Source organism: Kitasatospora sp. NPDC053308, from assembly GCF_055585785.1.
On record NZ_JBVJJY010000002.1, the window covers coordinates 521330 to 536230 of the forward strand.

Genomic DNA, 14901 nt, shown 5'->3' on the forward strand with positions numbered 1-14901 from the left:
ATCCACACCTTCGACGCCCTCACCGCGGCCCGGTGTGCGGCCCCGGCCCGTGGCCAGGCGCATCCGGCCCCATCACGGCAGCGGCGAGGTCAAACGGCCTCTCGGACCGCGATGCCCTGCCCCGCGACACGCCCGGGTGCGCCCTGTCCGGGTGCGCTCTGTCCGGGACCGCCCTGCCCGGGTGCGCCCTGCCAGGGGCCGGACTCCGCGACCTGTGCGCGCAGGTGCCGCAGCGCTCGGGCGGAGGCGATGCCCACCGCGCCGACCACCTGGCCGTCCCGTACGCAGGCCCCGGCGAAGCGGCGCTCGGCGAGGCTGCCGTCGACGACCTCGAAGCGGTCGGCGCCGCCCGGCGTGCCGAAGGCCTGGACCCGCAGCCCGTACTGGTCGGTCCACAGGTACGGGACCGGCTCGTACGCCTGCCGCGCGCCGCCCTCGCCCGCCAGCAGGTTCCGGGCGACGCACAGGGCCTGCTCGGTGGCGTTGGTGCGCTGTTCGAGGCGGCGCCGGCGGCCGGTGCGGGGGTCGGGCCAGGAGGCGGCGTCGCCGGCCGCCCACACGCCGGGGCCCGCGGCGCAGTGGGCGTCGCAGACCACGCCGTCGTCCAGCCGTAGACCGCTGCCGTCCAGCCACTCGGTGTCCGGTACGGAGCCGACGGCCATCAGCACGGCGTCGGCCTCCAGTTCACCGCCGTCGACCAGGCGCACCCCGGCGGCCCGGTCGCCGCGACGCACGACCGCGCCGGCCGTGCCCCGGCGGATCCGCACCCCGTGCTCGCGGTGCAGACCGGTCAGCAGCGCGGCCGGCTCGGTGCCCAGCACCGCGGCCAGGGGCGTGCCGGTGGACACCAGCCAGGTCACCTCGGCGCCGAGTCCGACGGCGGTGGCCGCCGCCTCCGCACCGAGCAGTCCGCCGCCGACCACCAGCAACCGGGTGCCCGGGCGCAGTTCGGCGCGCAGCGCGAGCGCGTCGGCGAGCGTGCGCAGCACGTGGGCACCGGGTGTGCCCGGCTCGCCGCCCGGCAGCCTGCGCGGCCGCACGCCCGTGGCCAGGACGACGGCCTCGGCCCGGACCCGCCGGCCGTCGGACAGCCCTACCGCCCGCTCGCGCCGGTCGAGGTGCTCGGCGCGTACCCCCAGGCGCAGGTCGAGACCGAGCTCGGCCAGCGCCTGCGGCTCGCGCAGCGCCAGCCGCGCGGGCTCCCACTGCCCGGAGAGCAGCTGCTTGGACAGCGGCGGGCGGTCGTACGGCGGCTCCTCCTCGGCGCCGATCAGGGTGAGGCGGCCGTCGTACCCGGCGCGGCGCAGCGCCTCGGCGGTGTGCAGCCCCGCCGCGCCGGCCCCGACGACGGCCACCGAGCGCGGTGCGCTCACGCCTCGTCCAGCTGGATCGCGGCGGCCGGGCAGACCGCGGCGGCGTCCCGGACGGCCTGGTGGGACTGCGCCGGGGGGCGGGCGTCGAGCAGGACGACGATGCCGTCCTCGTCGCGCTGGTCGAAGACCTCGGGTGCGGAGAGCACGCAGTGACCGGCGCCGCAGCACTTCTCCTGGTCGATCCGGACGAGCATGGGGTTCCTCTCGGGACGCGGCAGGCACGGCCTGCCGGGGCTGAACGGGGTTGAACGGGACTGAACGGGCTTGAACGGGCTTGAACGGGACCGAACGGGGTCGGAGCTGCGGGTGTTGCGGCCCTCCCGGTTCGCCCGGCCTCGGGCGAACCGGGAGGGGTGGGCGCGGCGCCCGCCCGCGCGCCGGCTACCAGGCGACGGGCAGTTCGTGGACGCCGTAGACGAGCATCTCGTCACGGAAGCGGACGTCCTCGAACGGGACGGCCAGGCGCAGGTCGGGCAGCCGCCGCAGGACGGTGTCCAGCGCGATCTGCAGTTCCAGCCGGGCGAGCGGTTGTCCCAGGCACTGGTGGACGCCGAAGCCGAAGGCGAGGTGCAGCCGGGCGTCGCGGGCGAGATCGAGGTCGTCGCCGTCCGGGAACGCGTGCTCGTCCCGGTTGGCGGCGTTGATCATGCAGATGACGCCCTCGCCGGCCGCGATCCGCACCCCGCCGACGGTGACGTCCTCGGTGGCGACCCTGGTCAGCCCGGAGTGCACGATGGTCAGGTAGCGCAGCAGTTCCTCGACCGCGCCGGGGACGGCCTCCGGGTGGGCCCGCAGGTGGGCGAGCTGGTCGGGGTTCCGCAGCAGGGCCAGGACGGAGAGCGCGGTCATGTTCGCCGTGGTCTCGTGCCCGGCCACCAGCAGCAGGCGCCCCATCGCGCCGATCTCCTCGGAGTCCAGCTCGCCGCGCTGCGCCAGCCGGCTCAGGATGCCGTCGTCGGGCTCGGCCCGCTTGGCGTCGGTGAGTCCGACCAGGTAGTCGGCCAGTCTCCGCTGGGCGGCCTCCACCTCTTCGGGCGAGGAGTCGTTGCGCAGCAGGATCCGGCTGCACTGCTGGAAGAAGTCGTGGTCCTGGTAGGGGACTCCGAGCAGCAGGCAGATGACCAGGGAGGGCAGCGGCAGGGCGAACTCGCGGACCAGGTCGGCGCTGTCGCGCCCGGCGGTCATCCGGTCCAGCAGGTCGTCGGCGATCCGCTGGATCTCCGGGCGCAGCGCCTCGACCTTCTTGATCATGAACTCGCCGGTGAGCATCCGGCGCAGCCGGGTGTGCTCCTGACCGTCCATCCGGATGAAGGTGCGCCGGCCGCTGCTCAGCTGCCGGGCGCCGGCGCTGATGAACGGGAAGCCGGGGCGGGTGGCGTCCGAGCTGAAGCGGGGGTCGCCGAGCACCGCCTTGACGTCCTGGTGGCGGGTGATCAGCCAGCTGGGCGTGCCGTCCCAGAGCGAGACGCGGCTGACCGGCTCCTCCTGCTGGGCCTGACGGTAGGCGGGCGGCGGGTCGAACGGGCAGCCCCCGCGGGCGGCGGGGTGGGCGAACCGGGGGGTCTGAGCGGCGGTGGCCATCATGGGCTCCCTTCTCGGAGCATCGGGTGCCGGCGGCGTCGGACGGGTGGGCCCGCGGCGCCGCGGAGCAGTTCCGGACCATTTACATGCCCTAAGCAACTAACTCACCGTCACGCTAACTGGCGGTCCGTGGTGGCGAAAGGGCTCACCGGGTGGCGGTGGAAACTGTCCGAAAACCGGTCACGCGTCCGCGCCGCCACCACGCCACGTACCGGATCGCTACAGTTCCTCCATGCCGGACGCCCCCGACCATCGGACCGCCACCGCCGACCTGGAGGCCGTCCTGGCCTCGCTGGCCTACCTGTTGACCCGCTCCCAGGAGCACGAACGCCGGGCCGCCCGGGCGGGCATCACGGCGGGGCGCTCGGACGTCTACCTGCTGCGTGCGCTCGCCGAGGCCGAGGGCGCCAGTCGGGTCGGCGACCTGGCCGCCCGGCTGATGGTGAAGCCCTCCCACGTCACCCGGCAGATCGACCGGCTGCAGGGCCAGCGCCTGGTGGAGCGCACCCCGGACGTCGCCGACCGGCGGGCCCGCCAGATCGAACTGACCGCCGAGGGGCGGGCGACGCTCGACCGCCTGAAACGGGCCAACATCACCGGGCTCGCCGACGCGCTGCAGGGCGTCCCGGAGGCGGACGTCGCCGCCACCGTCGCCGTGCTGCGCCACCTGATCGAGCGCTACGTCCACCGGGTCCGGTCCGGGGCCCTGTCCGAGGGCGGGGATCCCGGGGGTGACGCTCCCGGGGACGGGCCCGCCGAGGACGGTGCTCCCGAGGACGGAGCTCCCGAGGACGGCCCGTCCGCGGGAGCCGGAACGCACGGCGCCACCCACCCGGATCCGGCCGAAGCGCCCCTCGCTACCGGCCAGTGACGATCCGTCCACAACCTGGCGGCGCGGCAGGGCCGCCCGTACGGGTGGCAGGGCCCGGGGCGCGGCATCGGCATCCGCCTCCGGGGCGAAGCGTCACCCCCCCTCGAAAGGGGTGCGCCCAAGATCCTCTCCCGGCGGACCTCCGTGCGCCCGGCCGCCGGGACCACGCTCGGCGCGCTCTCGATCGGGTCGGCCGGCACCACCCCGGCCGCCGCGCCGGTCGCCGGACCCGCGTAGGAAGGTCCCCACCGGCGGCGGTGGGGGCCTTCGCGCGGTCCTCGCCGCCCGGGGCGGGCGGCCCTGCGGCGGTGCTCAGGCCGTCAGGACGATCTTGCCGGTGACGGTGCCGGACTCCGCCAGGCGCAGGGCCTCGGCGGCGCTGGTGAGCGGCAGTTCGGCGGCGATGCGGGCGGTGACCTCGCCGCGGTGGACGGCGGCGAGCACCTCGGTGAGGTCGCTCCGCAGCTGCGCCCGGAAGCGGTCCTTGGCGAGCGCGCGGCCGGCCCAGATGTTGTAGAAGTACGCGTGCTTGCCGTTGGGCAGGGTGTTCCACAGCGAGGTGCGGGCGAGGATCTTGAGGACCGGCCACTGCTTGGAGCCGCTGTCGTCGCGGGTGGAGGCACTGCCGTAGGCGACGAGGGTGCCGCCGGGCGCGAGCAGGTGCCAGGAGTCGACGACGCTGCGGCCGCCGACGTGGTCGAAGACCGCGTCCACCCCGCCGGGCGCCAGCTCCCGGACCAGCGCGGGCACGTCTCCCGCCCGGTAGTCGACGGGAGTGACGCCCAGCTCCCGCAGCGCTTCGTGGTGCCGGGCGGAGGCCGTGCCGATCACCCGCACCCCGGCGGCCCGGGCGAGCTGGGCCAGGACGGAGCCCACTCCGCCGCTCGCGCCGTGCACCAGGACGGTCTGCCCGGCGCGCACCCGCGCCTTGCGGTGCAGCATCTGCCAGGCGGTGATGCCGTTGACGACGACGGTCTCGGCCTGCGCCGCGCCGAGGCCCTCGGGGACGTCGACCGCGTCCGCGGCGTCGACGACCACGTGGCTGGCCCAGCCGCCGACCTTCACCAGGGCGGCCACCCGCCGCCCGGTCAGGGCCGGGTCGACGCCCGGCCCGGTCGACAGGACCCGGCCCACCAGGTCGTAGCCCGGCACGAAGGGGAACGGCGGCTGGGCGTAGTACCGGCCGCGGCGCATCTGCTGCTCGGCGAAGGAGACGCCGGTGGCCTCCATGGCGATCACGAGCTGTCCCGGGCCGGGCTGCGGCACGGGCGCGTAGCGGATCTGCAGACCCTCCGGGTCGACGACACCGGGCAGGACGACCTCGACAAGGCGCTCGCTGGTCACGGCGGCCTCCTTTCCTAGAACCTGTTGTGTTCGTTATAAGTTCTAACGCATACCGGCGTGAGAGTCAACAACAAGCGTGAGACCCTCTAACAAGGCCGTACCGACCGGGACGCGCCGATGCCGGCCGCGCCCCGGGTGGGCGCGGCCGGCATCGGCGCGTGGCGACCTCCTGGTGCAGCGCGGCTTCGTGGAGGTGGCCGCGACCTCCTCGACCGGGCGGACCACCCGGGTCGCTGTCACCGAGGCCGGACACCGGGCGCTCGCCGAGGCCGAACCGGCCTGGCGCCGTAGCCAGGCATGGCTCGGCGAGGCGATCGGCGCGGACGCCCGCGAGACCCTCGACCGCTGGATCGCCGCCCTGGACCCCGACCACCCGACCCGCTGAGGCGCTCGGCCGCCCGCTGTGCCTCCGGCCTGGCGTGGGCGAGCCCCGGTCGGGCGTGGTCAGGGGGGCGCGGTCGGAGTCCGCGTGCGGAGCGGCTCGGTGGAGCCGGGCCGGGTCCTGAGCCGCCGGATCGGCCCCGCCCGGAAGGTCGGCCTTTTCAACGTCTTGACGAACTGATGACACTGACGGACCATCATGCTGGCGCGCGCCGCACCTCCTCCACCGTTCCGCCCCCACGGACCCCCACAGGAGGACAGTCATGCGACTGCCCCGCCGAGGGAAGCCCGCCGCGGCCACCGCCGTCCTGCTGGCCCTCGCCCTCGCCACCCCGATCACCGCCCGGGCCGCCTCGCCCGACCACCACCCGGCGGTCGTGTCCGGCGCGATCGACCTCACCGACTGGGCCGACTTCTCCGCCGATGCCGCCGACTCCGCCGACAGCGCCCGGCAGTACCGGCTCGACGGCCCCCGCACCGTCGCCGAACGCACCGCCGTCGCCGCCACCGGCGCCTCCGTCGACGCCGTCCTGCCGGACGCGGTGGTGGTCACCGCCACCCCTGCCGAGGCCGCCCGGCTGCGGGCACTCGGCTGGTCGCCCGTCGCGCTGCCCGGCCCCCGCTACGGTTCCGAGTCCGGCGGCGCGCCCGGCGCCGGGAGCCCGGCCGGGCCGGTGTACGACTTCCCGCAGGCCGACTCGGGGTACCACAACTACGCCGAGGCGACCGCCGACATCGACGCCGTGGTCGCCGCACACCCGGACATCATGAGCAAGCGCGTCATCGGCACCTCCTACGAGGGCCGCCCGATCGTCGCCGTGAAGATCAGCGACAACGTCGGCACCGACGAGAACGAGCCCGAGGTGCTGTTCACCGCCCACCAGCACGCCCGCGAGCACCTCACCGTCGAGATGGCGCTCTACCTGCTGCACGAGTTCGGCGACAAGTACGCCACCGACAGCCGGATCGCCAACGCCGTGAACACCCGGGAGATCTGGGTGATCCCCGACCTCAACCCGGACGGCGGCGAGTACGACATCGCCACCGGCCGCTACCGCAGCTGGCGCAAGGACCGCCAGCCGAACCCCGGCAGCACCGGCGTCGGGACCGACCTCAACCGCAACTGGAACTACAAGTGGGGCTGCTGCGGTGGCTCCTCCGGCTCCACCTCCAACGAGACCTACCGCGGCAGCGCCCCGGAGTCGGCCAAGGAGACCAAGGTGGTCGCCGACTTCGTCCGCAGCCGGATCGTCGGCGGCAAGCAGCAGATCACCGCGGCCATCGACTTCCACACCTACAGCCAGCTGGTGCTCTGGCCGTTCGGCTGGACCACCGCCGAGACCGTCCCCGGCATGACCGCGGACGAGTACGACACCTTCGCCGCCCTCGGCCGCTCGATGGCCGCCACCAACGGCTACACGCCCGAGCAGTCCAGCGAGGTGTACATCACCGACGGCGCGATCGACGACTGGCTGTGGGGCTCGCAGCGGGTCTTCGCCTACACCTTCGAGATGTACCCCGGCCCGAGTGGCAGCGGCGGCGGCTTCTACCCGCCCGACGAGGTGATCGGACGCGAGACCAGCCGCAACCGCGAGGCGGTGCTGCGCCTGGTGGAGACGGCCGACTGCGTCTACCGCGCGATCGGCAAGCAGCAGCAGTACTGCGGCATCCCGGCCTGACCGGATCCGCGCACACGGATCCGCGCACGGGGCCCGCGCTCCGTGACCCGCCCAGCGTGACCCGCGCAGCGAGATCCGCACAGTGAGATCCACGCAGCGTGACCCGCGCACCGAGACCCGCGCACCGCGACCCGCCGGGCCCCCGGACCCGGCGGGTCACCGCGTGCCGGTCCTGGGTGAACTGCCCTGCTCGCGCTCACAGTTGGACCGCGAGTGCGACGAACAGCGCCGCCAGCCCGACGGCCAGCCACGCCACGTAGTCCCCGAGCAGCCCGGAGTGCAGGCGACGCAGCGGCAGGACGAGCGCCCGGTGGAGCCCGCCGGTGGCCCGCCGTGGGTCCCGGCGGAGGGCCGCGGTGGCGAAGGCGACGGCCACCAGGGCGGAGAGCAGCCCGAGTCCGAGGCCGGAGGCGGTCCACCAGGCCTCGGGCGCGACGGCCGCCGGCGCCGCCGGCGCCCCCACCCCCGCCGTCGTGGCCGCCCCGGCCGCCGCCCCCGTCCCCGCCGCCGCGGGTACGGCCGACTGCCCGAGCGCGTCGGTGAGGTAGCCGGCGCGGTCGGTGAAGGCCGCCGCGCCCGCCGCGAGGGCCCGGCCGACGCCGGGGAGCACGCCGACGGCCAGGCAGCCCGCCAGCAGCAGCCCGGGCACCAGCACCATCGGCGACGGCGGGCGCCGCACCGGCGCGCGGACCTCGGGTTCCTCGCCCTCCCCGGTGGTGTCGGCCACCTCGGGGTGCTCCTTCGGCGGTGCGCCGAGCCCGCCGAAGACCCGCAGGCCCGCCCGGAGCACCGCGCCACCGGTCAGCGCCGACACCAGTACGAACACCGCGGGCAGCCAGGCCTGTCGGTGCCCGGCCGCCTCCTCGGTGACGGCCTTGCCCAGCCCGGTGCCGAACGGCGGGAGCCCGGCGAGGGCCAGCGCGCCGAGGACGAACAGCAGCCCGGGCAGCCGGAGTTCACGGGCCCGGCCGTGCAGTCCGTGCTCGTCCACCGAGCCGTACCGGTCGAGCAGGACGCCGGTGAGCCCGAACAGCGCCGCCTTGGCGCCCGCGTGGCCGGCCACGTACACCGCCGCCCCGGCCAGTCCGGCCGGGGTGAGCAGGGCCGCGCCGATCAGGAACAGTCCGACGTGCCCGACCGTGGAGAACGCCAGCATCCGCTTCAGGTGCCGCTGTTGCCAGCACATCACCGCTCCGACCAGCGCCGTCAGCACCCCGGCGGCCAGCAGGGTGGTGCGGACGGCGGAGTCGGGCAGACCACCCGGGCCGGCGAAGACCACCCGGTGGATCCGGGCCGCGCCGTACACGCCGAGCTCGACCATCACGCCGGACAGCAGCATGCACACCGGGCTCGGCGCGACCGCGTGCGCGTCCGGCAGCCAGAAGTGGAAGGGCGTCGCGGCGGCCTTCACCAGCGGGCCGGCCAGCACCAGGACGAAGGCGAGCAGCAGCAGGGCGTCCGGGCCGTGCCCGGGGACGGCGAGCCGGTCGAGTTCGGCGCCGATCTGGGCGAGGCCGAGCTCGCCGGTGCGGGCGTAGAGCAGGCCGATGCCGAGCAGCGACAGGTAGGCGGCGGTGGAGTTGACGAGGCCGAAGGCGAGCGCGCCGTGCAGCGGGCGCGGGTCCTCGATCCGGTAGCCGGTCAGCGCGTAGGCGACGGCGCCCATCAGTTCGAAGAAGACGAAGGCGTCGAACAGGTCGCCGGTGAGCGCGAATCCGCACATCCCGGCCTCGAAGAGCAGCACCAGCGCGGGGAACATCCCGCCGTGCTCGCCGGAGGGTTCGTCGAAGTACCGCCAGGCGTAGCCGAGCACCGCGAGCACCAGTACCGCGGCGAGCAGGGCGAGGCCGGTGCCGAGGCGGTCGGCGACCAGCACGATGCCCACGCCGTGCCCGTCGCGCGGGAGCCAGCCGCCGAGCCAGGACACGGCCCGGCCGTCCGGTCCGGTCCGGGCCCAGAGCAGCGCCAGGCAGCCGAGGTCGGCGGCGGCCACGGCGGTGGCGAGCGCGTCGCGGCCGGAGCGCGGCAGCCACCGCCCGGCGACGGCCAGCGATGCGGCGCCCAGCAGCGGGATCGCGACGGCCAGGGGCAGCAGATCGGCGGTTTCCGACGGACTCACCCGCGCAGCCCGGTCAGTTCCTCCGGGTCCACCGTGCCGTGGCGCTTGCGCAGTTGGATCACCAGGGCGAGGAGCAGCGCGGTGACGGTGGCACCGACCACGATGTCGGTGAGCGTCAGCGCCTGGACCACGGGGTCCACCACCGGGGCGTCGGTCGGCAGGTCGGAGAAGACGGGCGCGGTGGCGCCGCGCCGGTAGCCGATCGCGAGCAGCAGCACGTACGTCGAGGACTGCGCGACGGCCAGGCAGCCCACCGCCTGCACCAGGTTGCGGCTGGTCACCAGGCCGTACAGGCCGACGAGCAGGATCCAGCCGGCGACCAGGTAGGGCAGTTCGCTCATCGGCGCTCGCCGCGGGGGACGACCTCGACGGCCTGGTCCAGGAAGTGCGCCAGCAGCACCACCACCCCGGAGGCGACCTCGACCCCGACCGCCGCGTTGACCACGGCCACCAGCCCGCTGGAGGAGAGCTGGTTGAAGGTGCCGAGCGGCAGGGTGTTGGCGAGGTAGCCGGCCCCGGCGGCGAGGCCGACCAGGCCGAGCGCGGCGAACGCCCCGGCGGCCAGCGCGTCCGCGACGTCCAGGGCGGCGAGCGGGCGGATCCGCTTGAGCACCCGGTAGTCGGCGGCGACGTACGCCAGGTGCAACGCCGTGGCGAGGGCCACCCCGCCCTGGAAGCCGCCGCCGGGGCTCAACGCGCCGTGCGCGATGAGGTATCCGCCGGTCAGCACGGTGACGGGCAGCAGCGTGGCGCCGAACAGCCGGGTGGTGGGCAGCACCGGCTCGGCGGTGGCGCGGCGCTTGTGCTCGTCCCGGGCCAGGCGCAGCAGCATGCCCGCGCCGAGCACCGCGCCGAACAGGATCGACTCCTCGCCGAGGGTGTCGAAGGCGCGCTGGTCGAAGTTGACGGAGGAGACGATGTTGGCCGTCCTGTGCTCCAGCCCGGCGGCCACCGCGCGTTCGCCGTACGGGTGGCGGGCGCCGCCGAAGCCGGGCAGCTCACCGGCGGCGGTGATCAGCCCGGCGGCGAGGACGGCGGCCGCGACCAGGAAGAGGCGCAGCCGGACGGTGCGGCTCACTCGGAGCCGTCCGTACGGTCGTCGGAGTGCTCGTCGCGGCGCACCCGGCGGACGGTCAGGAGGATCAGCAGCGGGGTGATCGCGCTGCCGACGCCGAGTTGGGAGAGCGCGACGTCGGGCGCCTGCAGCACGGTGAAGAGCACGGCGAGGCAGAGCCCGAGCAGGGCGAGGACGGCCGCCTGCCGCACCGGGTCGCGGGTGAGCGCGGCCGCGGTGGCGGTGAGCCCGGTCAGCAGCAGGGCGATCACGATCAGGGCGTCGGTCACCGCGGTGCCTCCGACTCGGTGCGGCGGGTGGCCCGGGCGACGGCCATCGTGGTGACGGTGCCGCCGACGGCCGACAGCAGCCCGATCACCAGCAGCTTCACCGCCGCCCGCCCCGGGCCGGTGTCCACCGCGAGGGCGAGCGCGACCAGCGGCACGCCGAGCCCGGCGGCGGGGGAGAGCGCGTGCAGCCGCAGGTACGGGCCGGGGAGCACCGCCAGCGCCAGGGCGGCGAGCAGCAGGGCGGCGGTGCCGGCCCAGAGCAGGACCAGGGCGAGGACGTGGCGGTCCATCAGCGCTCCTCGCCGGCCAGGAAGCGGGTGAACACCAGCGTCCCGGCGGGGGCGAGCACGGCCAGGTCCAGCGCCAGGTCGGTGTACGAGCTGCGGCTGAACCCCTGGGCGAGCAGCAGCAGGACGGCGGCGGTGACGGTGGCGGCGAGGTTCAGCCCGGCCAGCCGCCGGTGCGCCGCGCCGCGCAGTCCGAGCAGCAGGCAGGGAGCGAGCCCGCCGGTGGACAGCAGGGCCGCCGCGAGCAGCCAGGCGTTCACTCGGCGCCGCCCGTGCGCCCGGGTTCGCCGTCCGTCCCCGCGGCCCGGCCGCCGGTCAGCGCGCGTTCCAGGGCGGAGGCCCGGCGGCCGAGGGCGTGGACGGTCAGGCTGCCGTCGGAGCCCTCGACGGCGTAGGCGCCGGGGGTCGCGGAGAGCAGGGCGGCCGCCCAGGCGGGCCCGGTGCCGGGGGCGAGCCGGACGGTCCGGAAGCCGGCCTGCCGGTGCCGGCGGGAGGCGACCGCGAGGGCCAGCCGGCCGGTGTCGGCGAGCAGCGTCCGGGGGAAGGCCCAGAGTGCGGCGGCGAGCCGGGCGGGACCACCCGGGGTGGCGGCGGAGGCGCGCCGCACGGCGATCGCGCCGAGCGCCCCGAGGAACGCGGTGCCGCCGCCCACCGCCACTTCCAGCGGCGTCACCGAGCTGATCAGCACGGTGTTCAGCAGCAGCAACAGGCCCCACCAGAGCAGCAGTTCGGCCGCCGTGCGCACCTCGTCACCCCCGTCCCGGCCGGCTGGGCAGCGCCGCGGGCGCGGCGAGCGGCCCCCAGGTGTACCGCCCGGCGGGTGAGCGCGTCCCGCGCGCAACGCCGCCGCGCGCGGGATCGCCGTGCCGGTCCACCCGTTCGCCGGAGCGCGGGGCGCAGTCGTGGGATAAGCGAATCGGTGCGTTCAACTGATGCCTCGGATCAACGGATTCACCTGATGGTCGGTGCGGTGCGCGAGGCTCGGCTCAGTCCGGCGGCTCCTCCGGCGCGGGCTCGGTGGTCTCGTACTCGGGCCCGTCCTGCGGCCCCTTCTCCTCCTCGTGCTCGGGCGGCGGCGAGCCCTCGCCGGTCATCCGCGACTCGGGGGTCTCGACGCGGACCGGGGGATCCTCGGGTACGCGTTCGTGCTGGTCGGTCATGGGATCGGCCTCCTCGGCCGGACGGTCGAAGCGGTGGTGGCGGCGGTGCGGGGCCCGGGGGCGTTCGGGACGCCCCCGGGCGCCGGGTCAGTGCTTGCCCGCGTCCTTGATCTTCTCGCCGGCCTGCTTCAGGTCGCTCTTCACCTGCTCGCCCTTGCCCCTGATCTCGGTCGAGGGGTTCCCGGTGGCCCTGCCGGTGGCTTCCTTGGCCTTGCCGCGGGCCTTCTCCGCCATGTTGCGCATCTTGTCACCGGTGCCCATGGCAGGCACTCCTCTCGTCTCGTCGACGGGGCGGAACGCGCGTGCAGCGCGGTCCGCCCGGGGCGGAGCTCGCCCCGAACGGCGCCTGCCCGGATGGCCGGGTTCCATGCGCGGGGGGCGAAGGTCATGTCGCGCGGGCCTCCCCACTCGGCGGCGAGGGGTGGGCAGGAGCTGCCGTGATACCTTCTCACTGACGCGTGAGCATCTAGGCAGCGTGCTGCGGAGAGCGGGCGGACCATGGCGAAGACCGGCGCGGACACCCCGCGCGAGCGCTACCGGGCCCAGCTGCGCGAGGAGATCAAACGGCACGCCTGGGAGCAGATCGCCACCGCGGGCGCCTCCGCGCTCTCGCTCAACGCGATCGCCAAGCAGATGGGCCTGAGCGGCCCCGCCCTCTACCGCTACTACGCCGGGCGCGACGAGCTGATCACCGAACTCGTCCGGGACGCCTACCGGAGCCTCGCCGACACCCTCGCCGCGGCCGCCGGCGACGGCGCGGACCTCGCCGGGCTCGCCCGCGCGCTGCGCGGCTGGGCCCTCGCGGACCCGCACCGCTACTTCCTGCTCTACGGCACGCCCGTCCCCGGCTACCACGCGCCGGAGGACACCACCGCGATCGCCGGCGAGATGATGCGCACGCTCGTCGACGCCTGCGTGCCACTGGAAGACGGTGCCCCGCGGACGGAAGGCGGCGCCCCGCGGACGCCGTTCGCCGCGCACCTGGAGACCCACCGGGAGTGGGCCGCCGACCACCCCGCCCCCGCGGGGGCGCTGCACCGCTTCCTGATCTTCTGGACCCGCCTGCACGGAGTCCTGTCGCTGGAACTCGCCGGCCACTTCACCGGCATGGGCTTCGATCCCGCCCTGCTCTTCGAGGCCGAGCTGGAGGGCCTGCTGGACTGACGGCCTGCCGGTCCGGGTGCGCGGTCGCCTACCGCGGGGACCTCGCCGTCGCGCGTGCGGCCCTCCCGTCGGCTGCCCGTCCGTCCGGGGCCCGCCGGCCCGGGGGCCGCCGGTCACGGACCGCCGGTGAGGCGCAGGCCTCACCGCCCCCGGGCGAGCGCCCCCGCCGCCGCGCCGAGCAGTGCCGCGCCGCCGACGGCCGCGAGCAGCCCGTGGTGCTGGGAGGCCCACAACTGGACGCTGCGCTCACGGGATTCGGCGTCGAAGCGGCCGTGCGCGCCGTGGTCCTCGTCGGCGTCCCGGGGCGTCCAGAGGTTGAAGCCATCGTCCGCCCGGTCCGCCCGGTCCGCCCGGTCCGTCCGGTCGTCCCGCTGGGCGTCGATGCCGGTGCGGGCGAGGTAGCGGTCGAGCAGTCCGGGCGCCACGGCGTTGGCGATCAGGGTGGCGGCCGTGCTGGCACCCACCCAGTACTCCCGCCGACCGGGGTGGTCGGCCGCGAACCGGACCGCGCGGGCGGCCAGTTCGGGCTGGTGGACGGGCGGGACGGGCCGGGCGCGGCCGCGCAACCGGTTGAGCACCCAGTCGAACTGCGGGGTGTTGACGGCCGGGAGCTGCACCATGGTCACCCGCACCCCGGAGCCGCTGGCGAGCAGTTCGCAGCGCAAGGCCTCGTGCCAGCCCTGGATCGCGTGCTTCGCGCCGCTGTACGCGGTCTGCAGCGGGATGCCCCGGTAGGCGATCGCCGAACCGACCTGCACGATCGTGCCGTGGTCGCGCGGCAGCATCCGCCGCAGCGCGGCCCGGGTGGCGTTGACGTAGCCCAGATAGGTGACCTCGGTGACCCGCTGGAACTCCTCCGGGCTGATCTCGGTGAAGGGCGCGAAGACCGAGACGAAGGCGTCGTTGACCCAGACGTCGATCGGCCCGAACTCGGCCTCGGCGCGCTCGGCGACGCCCTCGCAGGCCTCGGGGTCGGCCACGTCGGCCAGGACGGTGCGCACCTGGGCGCCGGCGGCCTGCGCCTCCGCCGAGGCGGCGCGCAGGCCGGCCAGGCCGCGGGCGACCAGCACGAGGCGGTCGCCCCGGGCGGCGAAGGCGCGGACACAGGCCCGGCCGACCCCGGCGGTCGCGCCGGTGATCACCACGGTGCGGGGGCGGGAACGCTTACGGATCGTCATACCGGGGCGTCTAGCCCAGCGGACGCCGCCGAAACACCGGCCCGCCGAACCACCGGCTCCGCCGAACCGGGCCGCCGAAACACCGGCGCCGGGAACCGCCGCGCCCGACGGCCCCGTCAGCCCTGCCCGGGGTGCGGCTGCGGCTGCGGAGCCGGTTCGGGGTCGGCCGGGAACGGCTCGGGCGGCGGGAACGGCGGGATCGGCGGCGGCGCCGGATCGGGGCCGCCGGGCCCCGGCGCGGGGTTCGGGTGGGGGATCGGCTGGGTGTCGGGGTCCGGGGGTGTCGGGACGGTCATCGGGCACCTCCCTGGTCGGGGTCGCTGTCCCGCCGCGTGTACCCGGGGGGCGTGCGGCGAATCCCGGGCGGGTCGGAGGTTCCCGCCGGTGGCCCGGTTTCCCGCGCCGCGCAGCGGTTAGCCG

19 protein-coding genes are annotated in these 14901 nt (G+C 75.7%); 4 read left to right on the forward strand and 15 right to left on the reverse strand.

Annotation, left to right across the window (positions count from 1 at the left end; translation table 11 throughout):
- Positions 1 to 89: 89 nt before the first annotated feature.
- The 3 genes from ACZ6Y7_RS07595 to ACZ6Y7_RS07605 form a co-directional block, all read right to left on the reverse strand.
- Entirely contained in the window at positions 90 to 1373 is a 1284-nt protein-coding gene (locus ACZ6Y7_RS07595; protein ID WP_465756902.1) for an NAD(P)/FAD-dependent oxidoreductase, read from the reverse strand.
- Entirely contained in the window at positions 1370 to 1567 is a 198-nt protein-coding gene (locus ACZ6Y7_RS07600) for a ferredoxin (protein WP_465756903.1), read from the reverse strand. The genes ACZ6Y7_RS07595 and ACZ6Y7_RS07600 overlap by 4 nt, the downstream gene beginning before the upstream one ends.
- A 187-nt stretch (positions 1568 to 1754) precedes the next feature.
- Positions 1755 to 2957: a cytochrome P450 gene (locus ACZ6Y7_RS07605; RefSeq protein WP_465756904.1), complete on the reverse strand. Its 1203-nt coding sequence runs from the start codon at positions 2955 to 2957 to the stop codon at positions 1755 to 1757.
- A 229-nt stretch (positions 2958 to 3186) separates the two neighbouring features.
- Between ACZ6Y7_RS07605 and ACZ6Y7_RS07610 the strand changes: the two genes are divergently transcribed.
- Complete coding sequence (locus ACZ6Y7_RS07610) at positions 3187 to 3825, forward strand: MarR family winged helix-turn-helix transcriptional regulator (protein ID WP_465756905.1); 639 nt, start codon at positions 3187 to 3189, stop codon at positions 3823 to 3825.
- Positions 3826 to 4137: 312 nt separating this feature from the next.
- Here ACZ6Y7_RS07610 and ACZ6Y7_RS07615 read toward each other — a convergent pair whose 3' ends face one another.
- Positions 4138 to 5169 carry a medium chain dehydrogenase/reductase family protein gene (locus tag ACZ6Y7_RS07615; protein ID WP_465756906.1) on the reverse strand — a complete coding sequence of 344 codons (1032 nt, stop codon included), beginning with the start codon at positions 5167 to 5169 and terminating at the stop codon, positions 4138 to 4140.
- Between the two features lie 172 nt (positions 5170 to 5341).
- On the opposite strand from ACZ6Y7_RS07615, the gene ACZ6Y7_RS07620 reads away from it, so the two are divergent.
- Positions 5342 to 5554 (forward strand): hypothetical protein, encoded by a 213-nt coding sequence (locus ACZ6Y7_RS07620; protein ID WP_465756907.1) that lies wholly within the window; start codon positions 5342 to 5344, stop codon positions 5552 to 5554.
- Positions 5555 to 5813: 259 nt separating this feature from the next.
- Positions 5814 to 7229: a M14 family metallopeptidase gene (locus tag ACZ6Y7_RS07625; protein ID WP_465756908.1), complete on the forward strand. Its 1416-nt coding sequence runs from the start codon at positions 5814 to 5816 to the stop codon at positions 7227 to 7229.
- Positions 7230 to 7425: 196 nt separating this feature from the next.
- Here the strand turns inward: ACZ6Y7_RS07625 and ACZ6Y7_RS07630 are convergent, their stop codons facing one another.
- The 9 genes from ACZ6Y7_RS07630 to ACZ6Y7_RS07670 form a co-directional block, all read right to left on the reverse strand.
- The gene (locus tag ACZ6Y7_RS07630; RefSeq protein WP_465756909.1) at positions 7426 to 9348 is read right to left on the reverse strand and encodes a complex I subunit 5 family protein; all 1923 of its coding nucleotides are present in this window, start codon (positions 9346 to 9348) and stop codon (positions 7426 to 7428) included.
- Positions 9345 to 9689 carry a sodium:proton antiporter gene (locus ACZ6Y7_RS07635; protein WP_465756910.1) on the reverse strand — a complete coding sequence of 115 codons (345 nt, stop codon included), beginning with the start codon at positions 9687 to 9689 and terminating at the stop codon, positions 9345 to 9347. Before ACZ6Y7_RS07635 ends, ACZ6Y7_RS07630 begins: the two co-directional genes overlap by 4 nt.
- On the reverse strand, positions 9686 to 10426 hold the full coding sequence (locus ACZ6Y7_RS07640) for an MnhB domain-containing protein (RefSeq protein WP_465756911.1): 741 nt from the start codon (positions 10424 to 10426) through the stop codon (positions 9686 to 9688). Before ACZ6Y7_RS07640 ends, ACZ6Y7_RS07635 begins: the two co-directional genes overlap by 4 nt.
- On the reverse strand, positions 10423 to 10692 hold the full coding sequence (locus ACZ6Y7_RS07645; RefSeq protein ID WP_465756912.1) for a Na(+)/H(+) antiporter subunit B: 270 nt from the start codon (positions 10690 to 10692) through the stop codon (positions 10423 to 10425). The genes ACZ6Y7_RS07640 and ACZ6Y7_RS07645 overlap by 4 nt, the downstream gene beginning before the upstream one ends.
- A complete protein-coding gene (locus tag ACZ6Y7_RS07650; RefSeq protein WP_465756913.1) occupies positions 10689 to 10982 on the reverse strand; it encodes a monovalent cation/H(+) antiporter subunit G in 294 nt (97 codons plus the stop codon). The genes ACZ6Y7_RS07645 and ACZ6Y7_RS07650 overlap by 4 nt, the downstream gene beginning before the upstream one ends.
- Positions 10982 to 11239 (reverse strand): monovalent cation/H+ antiporter complex subunit F, encoded by a 258-nt coding sequence (locus tag ACZ6Y7_RS07655; protein WP_465756914.1) that lies wholly within the window; start codon positions 11237 to 11239, stop codon positions 10982 to 10984. Before ACZ6Y7_RS07655 ends, ACZ6Y7_RS07650 begins: the two co-directional genes overlap by 1 nt.
- Positions 11236 to 11724, reverse strand: a complete 489-nt coding sequence (locus ACZ6Y7_RS07660; protein WP_465756915.1) for a hypothetical protein — start codon at positions 11722 to 11724, stop codon at positions 11236 to 11238. The genes ACZ6Y7_RS07655 and ACZ6Y7_RS07660 overlap by 4 nt, the downstream gene beginning before the upstream one ends.
- 241 nt (positions 11725 to 11965) lie before the next feature.
- On the reverse strand, positions 11966 to 12139 hold the full coding sequence (locus tag ACZ6Y7_RS07665; protein WP_465756916.1) for a hypothetical protein: 174 nt from the start codon (positions 12137 to 12139) through the stop codon (positions 11966 to 11968).
- A gap of 87 nt (positions 12140 to 12226) precedes the next feature.
- On the reverse strand, positions 12227 to 12400 hold the full coding sequence (locus tag ACZ6Y7_RS07670) for a CsbD family protein (RefSeq protein ID WP_465756917.1): 174 nt from the start codon (positions 12398 to 12400) through the stop codon (positions 12227 to 12229).
- 237 nt (positions 12401 to 12637) lie between these two features.
- On the opposite strand from ACZ6Y7_RS07670, the gene ACZ6Y7_RS07675 reads away from it, so the two are divergent.
- On the forward strand, positions 12638 to 13303 hold the full coding sequence (locus ACZ6Y7_RS07675; protein WP_465756918.1) for a TetR/AcrR family transcriptional regulator: 666 nt from the start codon (positions 12638 to 12640) through the stop codon (positions 13301 to 13303).
- Positions 13304 to 13443: 140 nt separating this feature from the next.
- Here ACZ6Y7_RS07675 and ACZ6Y7_RS07680 read toward each other — a convergent pair whose 3' ends face one another.
- Together ACZ6Y7_RS07680 and ACZ6Y7_RS07685 are read right to left on the reverse strand one after the other, a co-directional pair.
- A complete protein-coding gene (locus ACZ6Y7_RS07680) occupies positions 13444 to 14481 on the reverse strand; it encodes an SDR family oxidoreductase (RefSeq protein WP_465756919.1) in 1038 nt (345 codons plus the stop codon).
- A gap of 116 nt (positions 14482 to 14597) precedes the next feature.
- Positions 14598 to 14777, reverse strand: coding sequence for a hypothetical protein (locus ACZ6Y7_RS07685; RefSeq protein WP_465756920.1), 180 nt, complete (start codon positions 14775 to 14777; stop codon positions 14598 to 14600).
- Positions 14778 to 14901 lie beyond the last annotated feature (124 nt).

Bases quoted from the DNA above. Each gene is read 5' to 3' on its own strand.
- ACZ6Y7_RS07600 (WP_465756903.1), bottom strand. From the start codon at position 1,567: ATGCTCGTCCGGATCGACCAGGAGAAGTGCTGCGGCGCCGGTCACTGC.
- ACZ6Y7_RS07605 (WP_465756904.1), bottom strand. From the start codon at position 2,957: ATGATGGCCACCGCCGCTCAGACCCCCCGGTTCGCCCACCCCGCCGCC.
- ACZ6Y7_RS07610 (WP_465756905.1), top strand. From the start codon at position 3,187: ATGCCGGACGCCCCCGACCATCGGACCGCCACCGCCGACCTGGAGGCC.
- ACZ6Y7_RS07625 (WP_465756908.1), top strand. From the start codon at position 5,814: ATGCGACTGCCCCGCCGAGGGAAGCCCGCCGCGGCCACCGCCGTCCTG.
- ACZ6Y7_RS07635 (WP_465756910.1), bottom strand. From the start codon at position 9,689: ATGAGCGAACTGCCCTACCTGGTCGCCGGCTGGATCCTGCTCGTCGGC.
- ACZ6Y7_RS07650 (WP_465756913.1), bottom strand. From the start codon at position 10,982: ATGGACCGCCACGTCCTCGCCCTGGTCCTGCTCTGGGCCGGCACCGCC.
- ACZ6Y7_RS07665 (WP_465756916.1), bottom strand. From the start codon at position 12,139: ATGACCGACCAGCACGAACGCGTACCCGAGGATCCCCCGGTCCGCGTC.
- ACZ6Y7_RS07670 (WP_465756917.1), bottom strand. From the start codon at position 12,400: ATGGGCACCGGTGACAAGATGCGCAACATGGCGGAGAAGGCCCGCGGC.
- ACZ6Y7_RS07675 (WP_465756918.1), top strand. From the start codon at position 12,638: ATGGCGAAGACCGGCGCGGACACCCCGCGCGAGCGCTACCGGGCCCAG.
- ACZ6Y7_RS07680 (WP_465756919.1), bottom strand. From the start codon at position 14,481: ATGACGATCCGTAAGCGTTCCCGCCCCCGCACCGTGGTGATCACCGGC.
- ACZ6Y7_RS07685 (WP_465756920.1), bottom strand. From the start codon at position 14,777: ATGACCGTCCCGACACCCCCGGACCCCGACACCCAGCCGATCCCCCAC.